The following is a 19,423-nucleotide window of genomic DNA, read 5'->3' on the forward strand; positions in this document are numbered from 1 at the left end:
AATATGTTATTTTCGTTCTTGTTTTGGTTTAAAAATAAAAGCACCATTAAATTCTTTACGTATTGTTTTTAAAGCTCTGTCGGCTTCTAAACTCGTTCTAAAGCTACCAACCCATATTTTATAGTTCGGAGTCTCATATTCCATAGAAGACTTCCAATCTTTAAAATTTAGTTTATACTTAGATTCTGCATTTTTAGCACCTGCCATATCTCCAGAAAAAATTTGAATTTTGTAGTTCTTAGACGAAGAATTGTCGGCATTTAGTTCTTTTTTCAGCTTTAATAAAGCATCAATTTTTGGATCTTTATCTATTTTTACAGTCGAATTCTGTGCTTGTATGTTTATAGTAAATACAAGGAATGATACTGTAAATAATGCAAATCTTATGGATTTATTCATGGGTCTACTAATTTAATTTAAAACAAAAGTAGTTCTTAAAACGGGAAATATTAAAAAATCTTATTTAGAATTTTTCTAAATTATAAATTAAGAGTTCTCTAACATTTCTAAAATCGACTTTAAGTATTACTTTTGCGTAACATGTAAAAAACCGATTTTATCATTTTATATAGTGAAAAAATCATACCAAAGTTTAGAAGTAAATTCAATTAATAATATGAAACAGGTGATTCACCGTAACTTAAGCTTTCTTTTTCTACGTTTAAGCTTAGTCGTATTGCTCGCTTTCTCTTCGTCATTATCCGCACAAGAAGGAGATGCTGCGGCGGGAAAATCTTTATTTAATGCCAACTGTGCATCTTGTCATAAACTAAATAAGAAAATGACAGGTCCTGCTTTAGCTAATGTGGAAACACGTTTAGCTGAAGAAGAAGGATTGGATCGTGAGTGGTTGTATAAGTGGATTAAGAATAGTGCCGGAATGATAAAAGCTGGCGACGCTTATGCAAATAAGATTTACAAGGAGTATAACGGAACCGCTATGACGGCTTTTCCTCAATTATCTAATGCAGATATTGATAATATTCTTGCTTACACAGCTCAAGCTGAAACTCCTACTGATGGACTTCCTGGACCAACAATTATAAATACTCCACCAGTAGATTCTGGTGATTCAAATATTTTAATCCTTGGTGCTTTAGCAGTATTGTTTGCTTTACTAGCAATTGCTTTAGTTATTGTAAATAAAACCTTAAGACGTTTTGCAACTGAAAAAGGTGTTGAACTTCCTGCTAAAACAGAGCGTACACCACTTTGGAAGGCTTTTGTTCAAAACCAATTTTTAGTAATTGTAACAGTTATTATTTTATTGTTATCAAGTGCTTATTTTGTTTATGGGTATTTATCTCAGGTAGGAGTAAATCAAGGATACGAGCCAGTGCAGCCTATTCATTACTCACACAGAATACATGCAGGTGAAAATGGAATCGATTGTAAATATTGTCACTCTTCAGCAAGAGTTTCTAAACATTCGGGTATTCCATCATTAAATATTTGTATGAACTGTCACAAGTCTATTTATGAAGTGGCAGAATCTACAGCAACAGAAGAGTATAGTAAAGAGTTTTACGATGGTGAAATTAAAAAGCTTTACGAAGCAGTAGGTTGGGATGATGCAAACCAGAAATATACAGGTAAAACAAAGCCGGTTAAATGGGTTAGAATTCATAATTTACCAGACTTTGCTTATTTTAATCACTCTCAACACGTTATGGTTGGTCAGATTGAATGCCAGACCTGTCACGGACCAGTTGAAGAAATGGAAGTGATGTATCAGCACGCACCATTAACAATGGGCTGGTGTATTAACTGTCACAGAGAGACAAATGTTAAGGTAGAAGGAAATGATTACTATACTAAAATTCATGAAGAGTTATCTAAAAAGTATGGTGTAGATCAGTTAACTGCTGCGCAGATGGGCGGATTAGAATGTGGTAAGTGTCACTACTAATTGTCGCAATAGTATAGAAGTATCAAAAAATTAATAAGAAGTAATTCAATTATATAATATGTCATCAAACAAGAAATACTGGACAAGTGTTGAGGAGCTAAAAGATAGCTCTATTGTTGAGACGCTAAAACAAAACGAGTTTGTTAATGAAATTCCTACCGATGAATTCTTAGGTGATAAGAATACTCTGGAGGAGTCGTCTACAACTCGACGCGATTTCTTAAAGTATGTTGGTTTTAGTACAGCAGCTGCTTCATTAGCGGCGTGTGAAGGACCAGTCATTAAATCGATACCTTATGTAGTTCAGTCAGAGACTATTGTGCCTGGTGTAGCAAATTATTATGCCACTACAATAGCTAACGGTTTTGATTTTGCGAGTGTTTTAGTTAAAACCAGAGAAGGTCGTCCCATTAAAATTGAAAATAACACTTTAGCACAAACCAATGGAAATGCTAATGCAAGAGTTAATGCTTCTGTTTTAGATTTGTATGACAGTCTTAGAGCTAAACATCCTAAGAAAAACGGAAATAAAATTACTTGGAGTGAGTTTGATGCAGAAGTGAATCAGACCCTAACCAATTTAATGAATGAAGGTAAGCAAATTGTATTATTAACACAGACCTTTGCAAGTCCTTCAACCTATAAATTAATTGAAGAATTTAAAGCAAAATACGGAAACGTAAAACATGTTCAGTACGATGCGGTTTCAGAATCTAAGGCATTAGATGCGTTTGAAGCTAAATACGGAGAACGTGCTCTTGCAAATTACGATTTTTCAAAAGCTCAAACTATTGTATCTGTCGGTGCCGATTTCTTAGGTGACTGGCAAGGTGGTGGTTTTGACTCTGGATATGCTCAAGGACGTGTTCCTCAAAACGGAAAAATGTCTCGCCATATTCAGTTTGAGACAAATATGTCCTTGTCTGGTGCCAATGCAGATATGCGTGTGCCGTTAAAGCCAAGCGAGCAAAAATTAGTTTTAGCAAAATTACATAGTTATATTGTTGGTGGTTCTGTTTCAGGAAATTTACCAAAGAACTTGGAAGCTGTAGTAAATAAAGTTGCTTCAGAAATAAATAAAGCAGGTAGTAATGCAGTTGTTGTAACAGGTTTACAAGATGTAAATGCGCAAACTGTTGCTTTAGAAATTAATGCCAAATTAAGCAGTAAAGCTTTTGATACTAAAAACGTAATTAAAACGCGTCAAGGTAAAGACGAAGCTGTGATGCAATTGGTAAATGATATGAAATCTGGTAGTGTTGGTGCTGTTATTATGAATGGCGTAAATCCATTATACACCTTACCAAATTCTGAAGATTTTAAGGCAGGTTTAAAAAAGACAAAACTTACAATTGCATTTTCTATTAAAGAAGATGAAACTGCTTTAGAAACTCAATTTATTGCTCCAGCTCCACATTACTTAGAAAGTTGGGGAGATGTAGAGTTTAAAAAAGGACATTATGGGTTAATGCAACCTACAATTCGTCCGTTATTTAAAACAAGACAATTTCAAGACGCTTTATTAAAGTGGATTGCAAACGATACGCCATTAAACGATTATATTAAAGATACTTGGAAGACGTCTATTCTTAAAGGACAATCTTTTAACCAAGCTTTACACGATGGTGTTTTTGTTGGAAGCGGATTTACAGTAGAAAATATTGTTTCAGATACAGCAACACAAGAAAATACAGATAAAACGTTTGTTGGAGGTGTTATAGACGATGTTGCTACAGGTTTAGGTCTTAAAAAAGAAGATGCAGTCGTAGAGGAGCCTCAAATGTTAAACATTTCTGTGTCTAACGCAGCTAGCGAGTTGGCAAATTCTGCAAAAGCAGGAAAAGGTTTTGAATTAGCCCTATATACTAAAGTTGGTATGGGTGATGGACAACAAGCTAACAACCCTTGGTTACAAGAGTTTCCAGATCCAATTTCAAGAATATCTTGGGATAACTACGCTACAATATCTAATGCAGATGCTGAAGCTAAAGAAATTACAAATACTTACGATGCTACTGGTGCTTTAGATGGTAGTTATATCGATATTAAATTAGGTAATACCACATTAAAAAATGTTCCTGTAGTTATCCAACCAGGACAAGCTAAAGGAACTATCGGATTATCTTTAGGGTACGGTAGAGTAGCTGGTCTTAAGGACGAAATGAAAACAGGGGTTAATGCTTATAAGTTATACACTAACTTTAATAGTACACAGTCTGTAGATATTGCTAAAGTAGCAGGGAAACATGAATTTGCGAGTATCCAAGTACAACGTACATTAATGGGTCGTGGAGATATTGTTAAAGAAACAACTTTAGAGGTGTTTAACACTAAAGATAAGCACTACTGGAATGCAATTCCAGTAGTATCTTTAAATCACCAAGAGACTCCAGTAACGTCTCCAGAAGTAGATTTATGGGATGAATTTGATCGTTCTATTGGACATCACTTCAACTTATCAATCGATTTAAATGCATGTACCGGTTGTGGTGCTTGTGTTATTGCTTGTCATGCAGAGAATAATGTACCTGTAGTTGGTAAAGAAGAAATACGTCGTAGCCGTGATATGCATTGGTTACGTATAGATAGATATTATTCTTCAGAAGAAACTTTTGCTGAAGATGATGCTAAAAAAGAGGGATTCTCTGGTTTATTTGGAGATAATGGTTCTTTAGGAGGTTTTGGAGAATTAGAAGATCCTGCAGATAATCCACAAGTAGCTTTCCAACCAGTTATGTGTCAGCACTGTAACCATGCTCCATGTGAAACTGTTTGTCCAGTAGCGGCAACAGCTCATGGTCGTCAAGGTCAAAACCACATGGCTTATAACAGATGTGTTGGTACAAGATATTGTGCAAACAACTGCCCTTATAAAGTACGTCGTTTTAACTGGTTCTTATATAACGGTAACGATGAGTTCGATTACCACATGAATGACGATTTAGGTCGTATGGTTATCAATCCAGATGTTACAGTACGTTCTCGTGGAGTTATGGAGAAATGTTCTATGTGTATTCAAAAAACACAAAAAACTATTCTTGATGCTAAACGTGACGGACGTGAAATTAAAGATGGAGAATTCCAAACCGCTTGTTCTGCAGCTTGTAGCAATGGAGCAATGACTTTTGGAGACATAAACGATAAGGATAGTAAAGTTGCGGCTTTAACAAAAGATGATCGTATGTATCACTTACTAGAAAGTGTTGGGACAAAACCAAATGTGATGTACCAAACTAAAGTAAGAAACATATAATAAGTAGATAATTAACAAAGTAATAATTTAAAAAGGATTATGGCGTCTCATTACGAAGCACCTATTAGAAGACCTTTAGTTACCGGTAACAAATCTTACCACGATGTAACTGTAGACATTGCCGCACCTGTAGAAGGTAAAGCAAATAAGCAATGGTGGATTGTTTTTTCAATCGCTCTTATTGCATTTCTTTGGGGAATAGGATGTATTATTTATACAGTATCTACAGGTATCGGTACTTGGGGATTAAACAGAACAGTAAACTGGGCTTGGGATATTACTAACTTCGTTTGGTGGGTTGGTATTGGTCACGCAGGAACATTAATTTCTGCAGTACTTTTATTATTCCGTCAAAAATGGAGAATGGCAATTAACCGTTCTGCGGAAGCAATGACAATCTTCTCGGTAGTTCAAGCAGGTTTATTCCCAATAATTCACATGGGTCGTCCATGGTTAGCATACTGGGTTTTACCTATACCAAACCAATTTGGATCGTTATGGGTAAACTTTAATTCACCTTTACTTTGGGATGTATTTGCAATTTCAACGTATTTATCGGTATCATTAGTATTCTGGTGGACTGGTTTATTACCTGACTTTGCAATGCTTAGAGATAGAGCTATCAAACCATTCCAGAAAAAAATATACAGTTTACTAAGTTTTGGTTGGACAGGTAGAGCAAAAGACTGGCAACGTTTTGAAGAAGTTTCTTTAGTACTTGCAGGTTTAGCAACACCATTAGTACTTTCGGTACACACAATTGTATCGTTTGACTTCGCAACATCTGTTATACCAGGATGGCATACCACAATTTTCCCACCATACTTCGTTGCTGGTGCGATTTTCTCTGGATTTGCTATGGTAAACACACTTCTTATTATTATGCGTAAAGTATGTAATATGGAAGATTATATTACAGTACAACACATTGAGTTAATGAATATTGTCATTATGCTTACAGGTTCTATTGTTGGTGTAGCTTATATTACAGAGTTATTCGTAGCATGGTATTCTGGTGTAGAGTTTGAGCAATATGCTTTCTTAAACAGAGCAACCGGACCTTACGCATGGGCATATTGGGCAATGATGTCATGTAACGTATTTTCTCCTCAATTTATGTGGTTTAAGAAATTACGTACAAGTATTATGTTTTCTTTTGCTATTTCAATTGTAGTAAACATTGGGATGTGGTTTGAGCGTTTTGTAATTATTGTAACATCATTACACAGAGATTACTTACCATCATCTTGGACAATGTTCTCTCCAACATTTGTAGATATTGGGATCTTTATAGGAACCATAGGATTCTTCTTTGTATTATTTTTATTATACTCTAGAACATTCCCAGTTATCGCACAGGCCGAAGTAAAAACGATTTTAAAATCATCTGGAGACAAGTACAAAACTCTTAGAGATTCAGGACAATCTTTAGTTGGTACAGGAGCAGATGCAAGAACTTCTAATTTAAAATTAGAAGAAGATAATAACACAAACAATTAAAAGTAGCATATGGAAGCTTCAAAAGTAATTCACGCTATTTACAATGATGACGACATTTTAATGTCTGCAGTGAAACAAACACGTGCTGCTAAACATCATATCGAAGAAATTTATACACCATTTCCAGTTCACGGACTAGATAAGGCAATGGGATTAGCACCTACACGTTTAGCCATATGTGCCTTTATGTACGGTTGTGTCGGTTTAGCTGTTGCCACATTAATGATGAATTTTATCATGATTGAGGATTGGCCTCAGGATATTGGTGGTAAGCCAAGTTTCAGTTATTTAGAGAACATGCCGGCTTTTGTTCCAATTATGTTTGAGCTTACTGTATTTTTTGCAGCTCACTTAATGGTTATTACATTTTACTTAAGAAGTAGAATGTGGCCTTTTAAAGAAGCAGAAAACCCAGATAAAAGAACAACAGACGATCATTTCCTTATGGAAGTACCTGTACATGGTGATGAAAAAGCACTACATGATTTTTTCTTATCAACTGGTGCTGTAGAAGTTAATATTGTAGATAAAGCGCATTAATTAGAACTCATGAAGATTTTAAATAATTTAATACTAGTTTCAGTCCTTCTAATCTCTTTAGCATCTTGTAAAAAAGATTCTAGACCAAATTACGAATACATGCCAAACATGTATGAGTCTGTTGGTTATGAAGCTTACCAAGAAGCTGAAATTTTTGCAGGTGATGTTGAAGCTCAGATTCCTGTAAAAGGAACTATTCCAAGAGGTTATTCGTTATTCGAAATTCCAAATACAACGGAAGGTTACGAATTAGCTAAAAACACATTACGTTCCCCATTAGATTCAACACAAGTGGACGAAATTAAAACTGGTCAACTGTATCAAATTTACTGTGCTATTTGTCACGGTAATAATGGTAAAGGTCAAGGTAATCTAGTTAAAAGAGAAAAGATTCTTGGTGTTCCTAGTTATGCAGACAGAGATATTACCATTGGTAGTGTTTATCATACAATTTATTATGGTAAAAATGCAATGGGTTCTTATGCTAACCAGTTGAATGAAAAAGAACGTTGGGAAGTAGCTCAGTATGTAATGAAATTACGTTCTGAAATAAAATAATAGGAGATAAAAGGTTATATATAAAGATATGTACACATTTTCAAGTAGACTTAAAATATTCGCTGTTATCCTAATCATACTAGGTATAATTGGTATCACTTTTGGTTTTATAGATTCAGATAAATCATTAGGTGATGTAAAAGAATTATTAGCAAGTGAAAGTTCACATGGTGGACATGGCGAAGCGCATGAAGCTAAAACAGTAGCTCATGTTGTAAAAGGTGGTAATGATCATTCAGATAATACACATGCAGACGATACGCACGGTGCTTTATCAAGTGACAATCATCACGCTGAGGCATCACATGATGACGAGCATGCAGAACACGTTATGCATCAAATTCATAATAGACCATGGTCTGCATTATACGTGGCAGCTTTTTTCTTTATGATGATTTCTTTAGGTGTTCTTGCTTTTTACGCTATACAATTTGCAGCTCAAGCGGGTTGGTCGCCATTACTATTTAGAGTTATGGAAGCTATTACTTATTACTTATTACCTGGAGCTATTATTGTTTTAGGTGTAGCATACTTTGCTGGTGATCATATTTTTATTTGGATGGATCCAGAAATGGTGAATCCTCAAAGTGAGCATTACGATAAATTAGTTGCAGGAAAACAAGGCTGGTTAAATAAAACAGGTTTTTTAATTAGAGGAATCATTTTTATTGCTGGTTGGTGTTTATACCGTTTCTTCGCTCGTAAATTCTCTTTAGCTCAAGATGATGCAGAAAAAGGTGATATTAGAAATTACAAGAAGACATTTAGAATTTCAGCAGCATTTTTAGTATTCTTTATTTATACAGAATCTATGATGTCTTGGGATTGGATTATGTCTGTAGATCCTCACTGGTTTTCTACCTTATTTGGATGGTATGTGTTTGCAAGTATGTTTGTAAGTGGTATTACCGTTATTGCATTAATTACAATGTATTTAAAGTCTAAGGGTTTATTACCACAGGTTAACGATAGCCATATTCATGATTTAGCTAAATTCATGTTTGGTATTTCTATTTTCTGGACTTACTTATGGTTTTCACAATTTATGTTAATCTGGTACTCAAACATTCCAGAAGAAGTAACTTACTTCATAACTAGAATTGAAGATTATAAATTACCATTCTTTGGTATGGTAGCCATGAATTTTGTTTTCCCATTATTACTGTTAATGAATAGTGATTACAAACGTTTACCTTGGTTTGTAGTAATGGCTGGGATAGTAATCTTATGTGGACACTATATTGATATCTTTAATATGATTATGCCTGCAACGGTTGGAGACAGATGGTTTATTGGTGTTCCAGAAATTGGATCAATATTACTATTTGCTGGTTTATTCATACTTATCGTATTTACTGCTTTATCAAAAGCACCGCTATTACCAAAAGGTAACCCTTTAATTAAGGAAAGTGAACATTTTCATTATTAATATATAAAGAAGAAGGACAACAATGACTGCTTTATTATCAATTTTAGTTTTAGTTTTTATACTTGTTGCCATTTGGCAAATGGTTAAAATATTCGATTTAACACAAGTCGGAAATAAGGAGGCCAATAATCAAGTTGCAAACGATACAGACAACCGTATTAATGGGTATTTAATGATAGGTTTCTTAATCTTCATTTATGTTATTACCATTATCTGTTTTGTAAAGTTTGGAGATTTACCTTTAATGTCTAATTCTGCTTCAGAACACGGACCTGGTATAGATAACTTGATGATCATTTCTATGATTGTGATCTTTTTTGTACAAACGGTAACTCAGTTTTTATTACACTACTTTGCCTATAAATACAAAGGAGAAAAAGGTCGTAAAGCATTATTCTTTGCCGATAACAATAAATTAGAAGCTATTTGGACTATCATTCCAGTTATAGTTCTAGCTGGATTAATTATCCAAGGATTATTTACTTGGACTAATATCATGAATATCGATACGTCTAAAGATCCTTTAGTTGTAGAGCTTTATGCTCAGCAATTTAACTGGAAAGCTCGTTATGCAGGACAAGATAATACCTTAGGAAAAGCTAACGTAAGATTAATTGATATTGATAGAGCTAATATTTTAGGGGTAGATGAATCGGACCCTAATGCTCAAGACGATATTATAACTACAGAGTTACACTTACCAGTAGGTAAACCAGTACTATTTAAAATGCGTTCTCAAGATGTATTACACTCAGCTTATATGCCTCACTTTAGAGCTCAAATGAACTGTGTACCTGGTATGATTACTCAATTTAGTTTTACACCTACTAAAACCACTGCAGAAATGCGTGAGACACCAGAAATGATTGATAAGGTTGCAAATATCAACAGAATTAGAGTTGAAAAAAGTAAAGAACTTGTTGCTAAAGGTGAAGAAGGTTTAGAACGTTACGAATTTGATTATCTATTATTATGTAATAAAATTTGTGGTAAATCTCATTACAATATGCAAATGAAGATTATTGTGGAAACACAAGAAGAGTATGAGGCTTGGTTAAAAACACAAAAAGAGTTTAAATACTCTTTAGTTACTGTAGAATAAAAAAGAAAAAGAAAATATAAGATTATGTCAGCACACGTAGAAGATGCACATGCACACGACGATCATGGTCATCACCCTAAAGAAACGTTTATAACAAAATATATTTTTAGCCAGGATCACAAAATGATTGCTAAGCAGTATTTAATTACTGGTACAATTATGGGTGTTATCGGCGTAATGATGTCTTTAATGATGCGTATGCAAATTGCATGGCCAGAAGAGCCTAATGTAATTTTCAAAGCTTTATTAGGAAAATGGGCGCCAGAAGGTGTTATGGATGCCGATATTTATTTAGCATTAGTTACTATTCACGGTACAATTATGGTATTCTTTGTTTTAACAGCAGGTTTATCTGGTACGTTTAGTAACTTATTAATTCCACTCCAAATTGGTGCACGAGATATGGCTTCTGGATTCCTTAACATGGTTTCTTATTGGTTATTCTTTATTTCTAGTGTAATTATGGTTTGCTCATTTTTTGTTGAAGCAGGACCAGCAGCAGCGGGATGGACTATCTATCCACCATTAAGTGCATTACCTTTAGCGCAAGGTGGTTCTGGTATGGGTATGACCTTATGGTTAGTATCTATGGCAATATTTATCGCTTCTTCATTATTAGGATCGCTTAATTATGTTGTTACAGTTATCAATTTAAGAACAAAAGGAATGTCAATGACGCGTTTACCGCTTACAATCTGGGCGTTTTTCGTAACAGCTATTATCGGTATCATTTCATTCCCTGTATTATTATCTGCAGCATTATTATTGATAATGGATAGAAGTTTTGGTACATCATTTTTCTTATCAGATATCTTTATTCAAGGTGAAGTATTACATTACCAAGGTGGTTCTCCGGTTTTATTTGAGCACTTATTTTGGTTCTTAGGTCACCCGGAAGTATATATTGTATTATTACCAGCATTAGGGATTACCTCAGAAATTATTGCAACAAACTCTCGTAAACCAATTTTCGGTTATAGAGCCATGGTAGCATCTATTTTAGCAATTGCCTTTTTATCGACAATTGTTTGGGGTCACCACATGTTTATCTCAGGAATGAATCCATTCTTAGGATCTGTATTTACATTTACGACTTTATTAATTGCAATTCCTTCAGCGGTAAAAGCATTTAACTATATTACTACACTCTGGAAAGGTAACCTTCAGATGAACCCCGCAATGTTATTTTCTATTGGTTTAGTATCAACATTTATTACAGGAGGTTTAACTGGTATTATCTTAGGAGATTCAGCTTTAGATATTAACGTTCACGATACGTACTTTGTAGTGGCTCACTTCCACTTAGTAATGGGTATCTCTGCACTTTACGGGATGTTTGCTGGTATTTACCACTGGTTCCCGAAAATGTTCGGTAGAATGCTTAATAAGAAATTAGGTTACATTCACTTTTGGGTAACCGCAGTGTGTGCTTATGGTGTATTTTTCCCAATGCACTTTATTGGAATGGCAGGTTTACCAAGACGTTATTATACCAACTCAAACTTCCCATTATTTGACGATTTAGCTAATGTAAATGTGGTAATAACATTATTTGCATTAATTGGAGGAGTTTTCCAATTGGTATTTTTATATAACTTTTTCGCTAGTATATTTTATGGTAAGAAAGCAGTTCAAAATCCATGGAGATCAAATACTATGGAGTGGACAACACCTGTAGAGCACATCCACGGAAACTGGCCTGGTGCTATACCAGAAGTTCACCGTTGGGCATACGACTATTCTAAGCCTGGTCATGAGGACGATTTTGTGCCTCAAACAGTACCAATGTATGAAGGTGAAGAAGAACTACAACACTAATTCTAAACGTATATAATTAAAGCCTTTCTTAACCGAAAGGCTTTTTTTTGGTTATATTTGATTTAGTTTAAAGCACCTGTTACTTAATCTTATGAATGAAAATTTAGATCCTACCAACGAACACTTTACTCCAGAAGAATTTGATGTTGAAAAACAATTAAGACCGTTGTCTTTTTCAGATTTTACTGGTCAGGATCAGGTTTTAGAAAATCTTCAAATATTTGTTCAGGCAGCCAACCAGCGTGATGAAGCTCTGGATCATACTCTATTCCATGGTCCTCCAGGTTTAGGTAAAACCACACTAGCCAATATTTTGGCAAATGAGCTTCAGGTAGGGATAAAAATTACGTCAGGTCCTGTTTTAGACAAACCAGGCGATTTAGCAGGTTTGTTAACGAATTTAGATGACCGGGATGTATTATTTATAGACGAAATTCATCGTTTAAGTCCTATTGTAGAAGAGTATTTATATTCTGCAATGGAAGACTTTAAAATAGATATCATGATAGAGTCTGGTCCTAATGCCAGAACTGTTCAAATTAACCTTAACCCATTTACTTTAGTAGGTGCTACCACACGTTCAGGATTACTAACTGCTCCCATGCGTGCACGTTTTGGAATTCAGAGTCGTTTACAATACTATAATACAGAGTTACTAACAACCATCGTACAGCGTAGTTCCGACATTTTAAATATGCCCATTACTATGGAAGCAGCCATAGAAATTGCGGGACGTAGTCGTGGTACCCCAAGAATTGCCAACGCCTTATTGCGTCGTGTTAGAGATTTTGCACAAATTAAAGGTAATGGAACTATTGATATTGCTATAGCAAAATTTGCGCTTAAAGCATTAAATGTAGATGCTTATGGCTTAGACGAAATGGATAATAAAATATTAACTACTATAATCGATAAATTTAAAGGTGGACCTGTTGGGGTTTCAACCATTGCCACAGCAGTAAGTGAAAGTCCCGAAACTATCGAGGAAGTTTACGAACCTTTTTTAATACAGCAAGGTTTCATTGTAAGGACACCAAGAGGTCGTGAGGTTACCGAATTGGCCTATAAGCATCTGGGTAAAGTAAAAGGACCAATTCAAGGTGGTTTATTTTAGGGCATTCCTTTCAGGTCACGTTTTACGCTATATCTTTTTTTGCCATTTATGGCAGCAAAAAAAGGATGCCGCTTCAACCGTTAATGCAACATGAGCAACGCATCAACATATACTAAACTAATAAAAGCCGAAGCTAAACGCTTAGGCTTCTTATCTTGTGGTATAAGTAAAGCAGGCTTTTTGGAAGAAGAAGCGCCAAGACTTGAACGATGGTTAAAATCCAATGCACATGGCGAGATGCAGTATATGGAAAACCATTTTGATAAGCGCTTAGATCCTACAAAGCTCGTAGAAGATTCAAAAAGTGTGGTGTCACTTTTATTAAACTACTATCCATCAGAAGAACAAAACGAAAACTCCTATAAAATTTCTAAGTACGCTTATGGTCAGGATTACCATCATATCATCAAATCAAAATTAAAAGAACTACATCAATTTATAGAAACTGAAATAGGAGAAGTTTCTGGTCGTGCTTTTGTAGATTCTGCTCCGATTTTAGATAAAGCATGGGCAGCAAAATCGGGTTTAGGGTGGATAGGAAAACACAGTAATTTGCTTACCCAAAAGGTAGGGTCATTTTATTTCATAGCAGAATTAATTATTGACTTGGAATTAGAATATGACCATATAACAACAGACCATTGTGGTTCTTGTACCGCTTGTATAGATGCTTGCCCCACGCAAGCCATTACAGAACCTTATGTGGTAGATGGCAGCAAATGCATTTCTTACTTAACTATTGAACTTAAGAATCAAATACCAACCGAGTTTAAATCAAAAATGGACGACTGGATGTTTGGTTGCGATGTGTGCCAAGATGTTTGTCCTTGGAATCGCTTTTCAAAACCACACCAGGAACCTTTATTTCATCCAAAACCAGAATTACTTAGTATGTCTAAAAAAGACTGGGAAGAGATTACGGAGGACGTTTTTAAAAAAGTCTTTCAAAAATCAGCTGTAAAACGCACCAAATTTAGTGGACTTCGTAGAAATATTAATTTTTTAAAATAGGTTTCGTCGTATTTCTTTCTACTAAGTTTGTTTCAAGCTCGATAATTTTAGGAATTATATGTTTTTCCTTTTTAAGCGTTTTTAATTCTTTGTAAAGTTGTTTAAAAGCCTTTTTTCCCATCTCATAACCAGGTTGATTTATTGTAGTTAAAGTTGGGGTAATTGCAGATGACATAAACCAATTACTAAATCCAACTATAGAAATGTCTTCAGGAATTTTCACCCCTAAATCCTTAAAAGCTGTAATAGCACCTATAGCGACCATATCTGTATTTATGAATATACCATCTACATCGCTATGATCTTCTAAAACTTTTTTAGCATTAAGTTTTCCTTCTTCAAAACTTTTATCACCACATTCACATATGTACACCAAACTAGAATCATATTCTATATTATTATCTAAAAGTGCTTTTTTATATCCCAAAAATCTATCAATTGAGTTTTGTGGTAGCAAAGGACCTCTGAAATGGGCAATACGTTTACAACCTGTATCTATTAAATGTTGGGTAGCATTATAAGCTGCTTTTCTATCATCTATAATAACTTTAGAACAGTTAACCACTTTTGCTATTTTGTCAAACATCACCAATGGTTTACCATCCCTTAATACTTCCTCTAAATGATTAAAATCTGCCGTCCCATTTGCTATAGAAATTAAAATACCATCTACACGCTTATTTAATAATAATTTTAATTGTTTTTTTTCTAAATCGTATGACTCATTAGACTGCAGTATAATAACTAAATACCCCTTTTTTTCAGCTTGATTTATTATGCCTTTTATCACAGAAGAAAAAAAATGATGAACAATTTCAGGTATGATTAAACCGATTGTTTTAGACTCTTTTGTCCTTAGGTTTACCGCAAATTCATTTGGTTTATAATTTAAAGTTTGAGCAAGATCTCTAACTAATCCTTTTGTTTTCTTACTTACATCAGGATAATCTTTTAAGGCTTTAGATACTGTTGTGACAGAAATATCTAAAATTTCTGCTATTTGTTTTAAAGTTACAGGCTTCAAGAGATTCAATTTTATCAAAAATAAACAAAAAATCAACACCGAAAACGTTTTCGGTAGTTTCGAAAACGTTTTCGGTGTTGATTTTTATTTTTTTAGTACTTATAATTTTAATTTTATCGTGTATTAACTAAATTTTTTATTAATTATATAAATTATAGACAAATGAAATCAATTAAAACAACATGGTTTGTATTAACATTTACTCTATTAACTTTTTCTTTTTCAGTTGCACAAACAACAATTTCAGGAACTGTTAAAGATAATAAAGGAGAGCCACTTACTGGCGTAAACGTTATTCTTGAAGGTTTAAGTCAAGGTGCTGTATCAGATTTTGATGGAAATTATAGTATAAAAAATGTAGAAAACGGAACTTACAATGTAGTGGCTTCCTACATAGGTTATAAATCGCAAACAAATACGGTTACTGCTCAAAATGAGAACATTACAATAAATTTTGTTTTGGAAGAAGATGCGGCAGCTTTAGACGAAGTGATTATAACAGGAGTAGTCAATCCAAGAAGTAAAATCGAGTCTAGTGTTTCTGTAACATCTATTAAACCAGCTGTTATAACCCAATCAGCTCCTAGATCTACAGCCGAAATATTTAGAACAATACCTGGAATACGTTCTGAGTCTTCTGGAGGAGAAGGGAATTCAAATATTGCTGTTCGTGGTGTGCCAATTTCTTCAGGTGGTTCAAAATATGTTCAATTACAAGAAGACGGATTACCAGTGCTTTTATATGGTGATATTTCATTTGGAACAGCAGATATTTTTACAAGATTCGATTATAATGTTTCTAGAATTGAAGCTATCCGTGGAGGTTCTGCTTCAACATTAACATCAAATGGACCTGGTGGAATTATAAACATTATTAGTAAAACTGGTAAAACTGAAGGAGGAGCAATAGGAACTACCATTGGAGCGAATTATAATTCATTCAGAACAGATTTTGATTATGGATCTAAAATTGGTGATGATTTATATCTTCATACAGGAGGTTTTTATAGAGTTGGAGAAGGTATAAGAGAAACTGGCTTTACAGGTAATAATGGAGGTCAATTGAAACTAAGCTTAACTAAAGAGTTTGAAAAAGGAGAAGTAAGAGTTTATGCTAAATACTTAAATGATAGGTCTGTAGCTTATTTACCTGCTCCAATGAAGGTTTCAGGTACTAATAGTGATCCTAATTGGGGAGATGTGCAAAATTTTGATGCAACGACTGGCTCATTACATTCTGTTAATTTATTAAATACTGTTGGATTAGGAGCAGACGGCTCATTGAGAAGAGGAAATGTTACTGACGGTATGCATCCAGTTTCTACATCTGTTGGAATGTCGGCTTCTTTCGATTTAGAAAATGATTGGAAAATTAGTAATAATGGACGTTTTTCTTCTAATAGCGGTGTATTTATATCTCCATTTCCAGCAGAAGTTGCTTCAGCATCTACAATAGCAGACTCTTTTGGACCGGGATCTTCTCTTCAATATGTAGATGGAACTCCAGTAGCTAATAATAGTTTAGTAGCAAGAATACATATGTTCGACGTGGAATTAAATAACTTTAATAATTTCATGAATGATTTTAAATTATCAAAATCTTTTGATAAAGTAGATTTCACATTGGGTTACTTTAAATCTTTCCAAAACGTATCAATGTCTTGGTTATGGAGTTCATATCTACAAGAAGTTAACGATGATAATGCCAGATTAATTAATGTGTTTGATGCGTCTAATACACCTTTAAGTGAAAATGGTTTATATGCTTATGGAACACCATTTTGGGGTAACTTACATAGAAATTACGACACACAATATAATGTCTCTGCACCATATGCAAACATAACCTTTAATCCAATAGAAGCGTTTACCATAGATGCCAGCATGAGATACGATAATGGTAAAGTGTCAGGCTCTTTTGCTGATGGTACGCTTACAACTTACGACGTTAACAATGATGGAGTTATCTCTGTCCCAGAACAATCAGTTGAAGCAATTGATAATGCAAATGTAACTGCAGTTAATTATAACTATGATTATATTTCTTATTCATTAGGGTTAAATTACAAACTACAAGACAACCAATCTTTTTTTGCTAGATATAGTAAAGGTGCATCTGCAAAAGCAGATAGAATTTTATTTGCTGGTTTAGATTATCAGTCTGATGATAGAATTAATGCTTTAGACTTTATAACTCAAGGTGAAGTTGGTTATAAGAGACAGTTAAATAACGGTGCAATTTACGCAACTGCATTTTTTGCACAAACATCAGAAGAAGGTGGTTTTGAAGCAAGTTCTAATAGCATTATTGAAAACGACTACAAGTCTTTAGGTTTAGAATTAGAAGGATTTTATACTTTTCAAAAATTTAATGTAAGAGGTGCTTTTACTTATACAAACGCAGAAATTGTTTCTGGAGATAATGATGGTAATACACCAAGAAGACAACCAGATTTTATTTATAACATTATTCCATCATTTAACTTTGGTACCAACAACCAAAATTCATTCGGATTAAGTTTTATAGGTCAAACAAAAGCATATACGCAAGACACTAATGAACTTATTATGCCAGGATTTGTAATAATTAACGGGTTTGTTAACTATGATATTGCTAAAAACCTTACAGCTAATGTTTCTGCAAATAACATATTCGATTCTATAGGAATTACAGAAGCAGAAGAAGCAAACATTACCGAAGGACAAGATAATATCGTTAGAGCAAGAACATTACCAGGAAGATCTGTTTCTTTAGGGTTACAATATAAGTTTTAAGTATGTTGATTGGTAAAGGGTTGGCATGAATAATTTCTGTCAGCCCTTTATTTAAAAATAGTATTAAAGAGAAAATTAAAAAAACAAAGCGATCATGTTTAAAAAGGTAAAATTAAGTTTTTGGCAAATATTAAATATGAATGTTGGGTTTTTTGGAATTCAATATAGTTTCGGTTTACAACAAAGTGCAGTAACGCCTATTTATGATTTTTTAGGGGCAAGCGCAGACCAAATACCTTTACTACATTTGGCTGGACCTGTAACTGGATTATTAGTTCAACCTGTTGTAGGAGCATTAAGTGATAAAACTTGGAGTCCCAAATTTGGTAGAAGAAAACCTTACTTTTTAATTGGTGCTATTTTATGTAGTTTAACATTATTAGCATTTCCTTTTAGCAGTTCTTTATGGATGGCAGCAGGATTACTTTGGATTTTAGATGCGGGAAATAATACTGCAATGGAGCCTTATAGAGCTTTTATTGCAGATAAGTTAGATGAAGAACAGCAACCTTTAGGGTTTCAAATGCAAAGCTTCTTTACGGGTTTTGGACAAGTACTTTCTAATTTATCACTGTTTATTTTTCCTTTAATATTTATTGGTACAGTTGGCGCATTGCCTAAATGGGTTTACGCTTCTTTTTTTCTTGGCGCTGTAGTTTCTATTGGTAGTATTTTATGGAGTATTTATACCACTAACGAAATACCACCAACAGAGGAAGAACTTCAAAAATTGAAAAATGAAAAAGGTCATTTTTTTCAGCCCTTACTAGAAATTTTTTCTGCTATAGGCGACATGCCTAAAGTCATGTGGCAATTAGCTTTAGTTTATCTTTTTCAATGGTATGCCTTGTTTTGTTACTGGCAAAACTCTTCTAAAAGTGTTGCGCTTTCCGTTTGGGATGCAACTCCTAAGAGTAATCCGGTAGCTTACGAACAAGCTGTAAGTTGGACAGGTCTAGTTAACGGCTGGTATAATGTAGTAACTTTTTTGGTAGCCTTTCTACTAGTAGGATTTGCAAAAAAGTATAGTGCAAAATATGTACATGCGGTTTGCGTTTTTATTGCAGCAATTGGTTTTTTAGCATTTCCACATATTGAAAATAAAAATATGCTTTTAGTCGCCATATCTGGTTTTGGGATTGGATGGGCAAGCATGATGGGAATTCCTTATTTAATGGTAGTTTCAGAAATACCTAAAGAGCGTTATGGTGTTTATATGGGGATTATTAATATGATGATTGTAATACCAATGATTTTTCAAAACATTTCATTTGGCTATATTTTAAAGAATTTTTTAAATAACGACCCTAGACAAGCCATAACTTTTGCAGGGGTACTATTAGTAATAAGTGCTTTATGTACTTTATTAATAAAAACCAAAAAATAATAA

Annotated in this window: 14 protein-coding genes; 12 read left to right on the forward strand and 2 right to left on the reverse strand. The window is 34.0% G+C overall.

Going from position 1 to position 19,423, the window contains the following annotated elements; translation table 11 throughout:
* Window positions 1–6: 6 nt before the first annotated feature.
* Window positions 7–399, reverse strand: a complete 393-nt coding sequence (locus tag C7H52_RS04915) for an SPOR domain-containing protein (RefSeq protein ID WP_106462768.1) — start codon at window positions 397–399, stop codon at window positions 7–9.
* A 217-nt stretch (window positions 400–616) separates the two neighbouring features.
* Here C7H52_RS04915 and C7H52_RS04920 point away from each other — a divergent pair, with 217 nt between their 5' ends.
* The 10 genes from C7H52_RS04920 to queG all read left to right on the forward strand — a co-directional run bounded on the left by C7H52_RS04920 (window position 617) and on the right by queG (window position 14,234).
* A complete protein-coding gene (locus tag C7H52_RS04920; protein WP_106463076.1) occupies window positions 617–1,909 on the forward strand; it encodes a c-type cytochrome in 1,293 nt (430 codons plus the stop codon).
* Window positions 1,910–1,967: 58 nt separating this feature from the next.
* Window positions 1,968–5,162 carry a TAT-variant-translocated molybdopterin oxidoreductase gene (locus C7H52_RS04925; protein WP_106462769.1) on the forward strand — a complete coding sequence of 1,065 codons (3,195 nt, stop codon included), beginning with the start codon at window positions 1,968–1,970 and terminating at the stop codon, window positions 5,160–5,162.
* Between the two features lie 39 nt (window positions 5,163–5,201).
* The gene (gene nrfD, locus C7H52_RS04930) at window positions 5,202–6,662 is read left to right on the forward strand and encodes an NrfD/PsrC family molybdoenzyme membrane anchor subunit (protein ID WP_106462770.1); all 1,461 of its coding nucleotides are present in this window, start codon (window positions 5,202–5,204) and stop codon (window positions 6,660–6,662) included.
* Window positions 6,663–6,671: 9 nt separating this feature from the next.
* Complete coding sequence (locus tag C7H52_RS04935; protein ID WP_106462771.1) at window positions 6,672–7,202, forward strand: DUF3341 domain-containing protein; 531 nt, start codon at window positions 6,672–6,674, stop codon at window positions 7,200–7,202.
* 9 nt (window positions 7,203–7,211) lie between these two features.
* Window positions 7,212–7,760: a c-type cytochrome gene (locus C7H52_RS04940; RefSeq protein WP_106462772.1), complete on the forward strand. Its 549-nt coding sequence runs from the start codon at window positions 7,212–7,214 to the stop codon at window positions 7,758–7,760.
* A gap of 28 nt (window positions 7,761–7,788) precedes the next feature.
* Complete coding sequence (locus tag C7H52_RS04945) at window positions 7,789–9,189, forward strand: quinol:cytochrome C oxidoreductase (protein ID WP_106462773.1); 1,401 nt, start codon at window positions 7,789–7,791, stop codon at window positions 9,187–9,189.
* Window positions 9,190–9,211: 22 nt separating this feature from the next.
* Window positions 9,212–10,291: a cytochrome c oxidase subunit II gene (locus tag C7H52_RS04950; protein WP_106462774.1), complete on the forward strand. Its 1,080-nt coding sequence runs from the start codon at window positions 9,212–9,214 to the stop codon at window positions 10,289–10,291.
* Between the two features lie 24 nt (window positions 10,292–10,315).
* Window positions 10,316–12,109: a cytochrome c oxidase subunit I gene (locus tag C7H52_RS04955; RefSeq protein ID WP_106462775.1), complete on the forward strand. Its 1,794-nt coding sequence runs from the start codon at window positions 10,316–10,318 to the stop codon at window positions 12,107–12,109.
* Between the two features lie 91 nt (window positions 12,110–12,200).
* Window positions 12,201–13,223 (forward strand): Holliday junction branch migration DNA helicase RuvB, encoded by a 1,023-nt coding sequence (gene ruvB / locus C7H52_RS04960; RefSeq protein ID WP_106462776.1) that lies wholly within the window; start codon window positions 12,201–12,203, stop codon window positions 13,221–13,223.
* 90 nt (window positions 13,224–13,313) lie between these two features.
* On the forward strand, window positions 13,314–14,234 hold the full coding sequence (gene queG, locus C7H52_RS04965) for a tRNA epoxyqueuosine(34) reductase QueG (protein WP_106462777.1): 921 nt from the start codon (window positions 13,314–13,316) through the stop codon (window positions 14,232–14,234).
* Here queG and C7H52_RS04970 read toward each other — a convergent pair.
* Window positions 14,218–15,258: a LacI family DNA-binding transcriptional regulator gene (locus C7H52_RS04970; RefSeq protein WP_106462778.1), complete on the reverse strand. Its 1,041-nt coding sequence runs from the start codon at window positions 15,256–15,258 to the stop codon at window positions 14,218–14,220. The two genes, queG and C7H52_RS04970, sit on opposite strands and share 17 nt — an antisense overlap.
* A gap of 162 nt (window positions 15,259–15,420) precedes the next feature.
* On the opposite strand from C7H52_RS04970, the gene C7H52_RS04975 reads away from it, so the two are divergent.
* A complete protein-coding gene (locus C7H52_RS04975) occupies window positions 15,421–18,033 on the forward strand; it encodes a TonB-dependent receptor (RefSeq protein ID WP_106462779.1) in 2,613 nt (870 codons plus the stop codon).
* 94 nt (window positions 18,034–18,127) lie between these two features.
* Entirely contained in the window at window positions 18,128–19,420 is a 1,293-nt protein-coding gene (locus tag C7H52_RS04980; protein WP_106462780.1) for an MFS transporter, read from the forward strand.
* Window positions 19,421–19,423: the final 3 nt, after the last annotated feature.

The sequence above is a fragment of the Aurantibacter aestuarii genome, assembly GCF_003008425.1.
GTDB classification, from domain to species: Bacteria; Bacteroidota; Bacteroidia; order Flavobacteriales; family Flavobacteriaceae; genus Aurantibacter; species Aurantibacter aestuarii.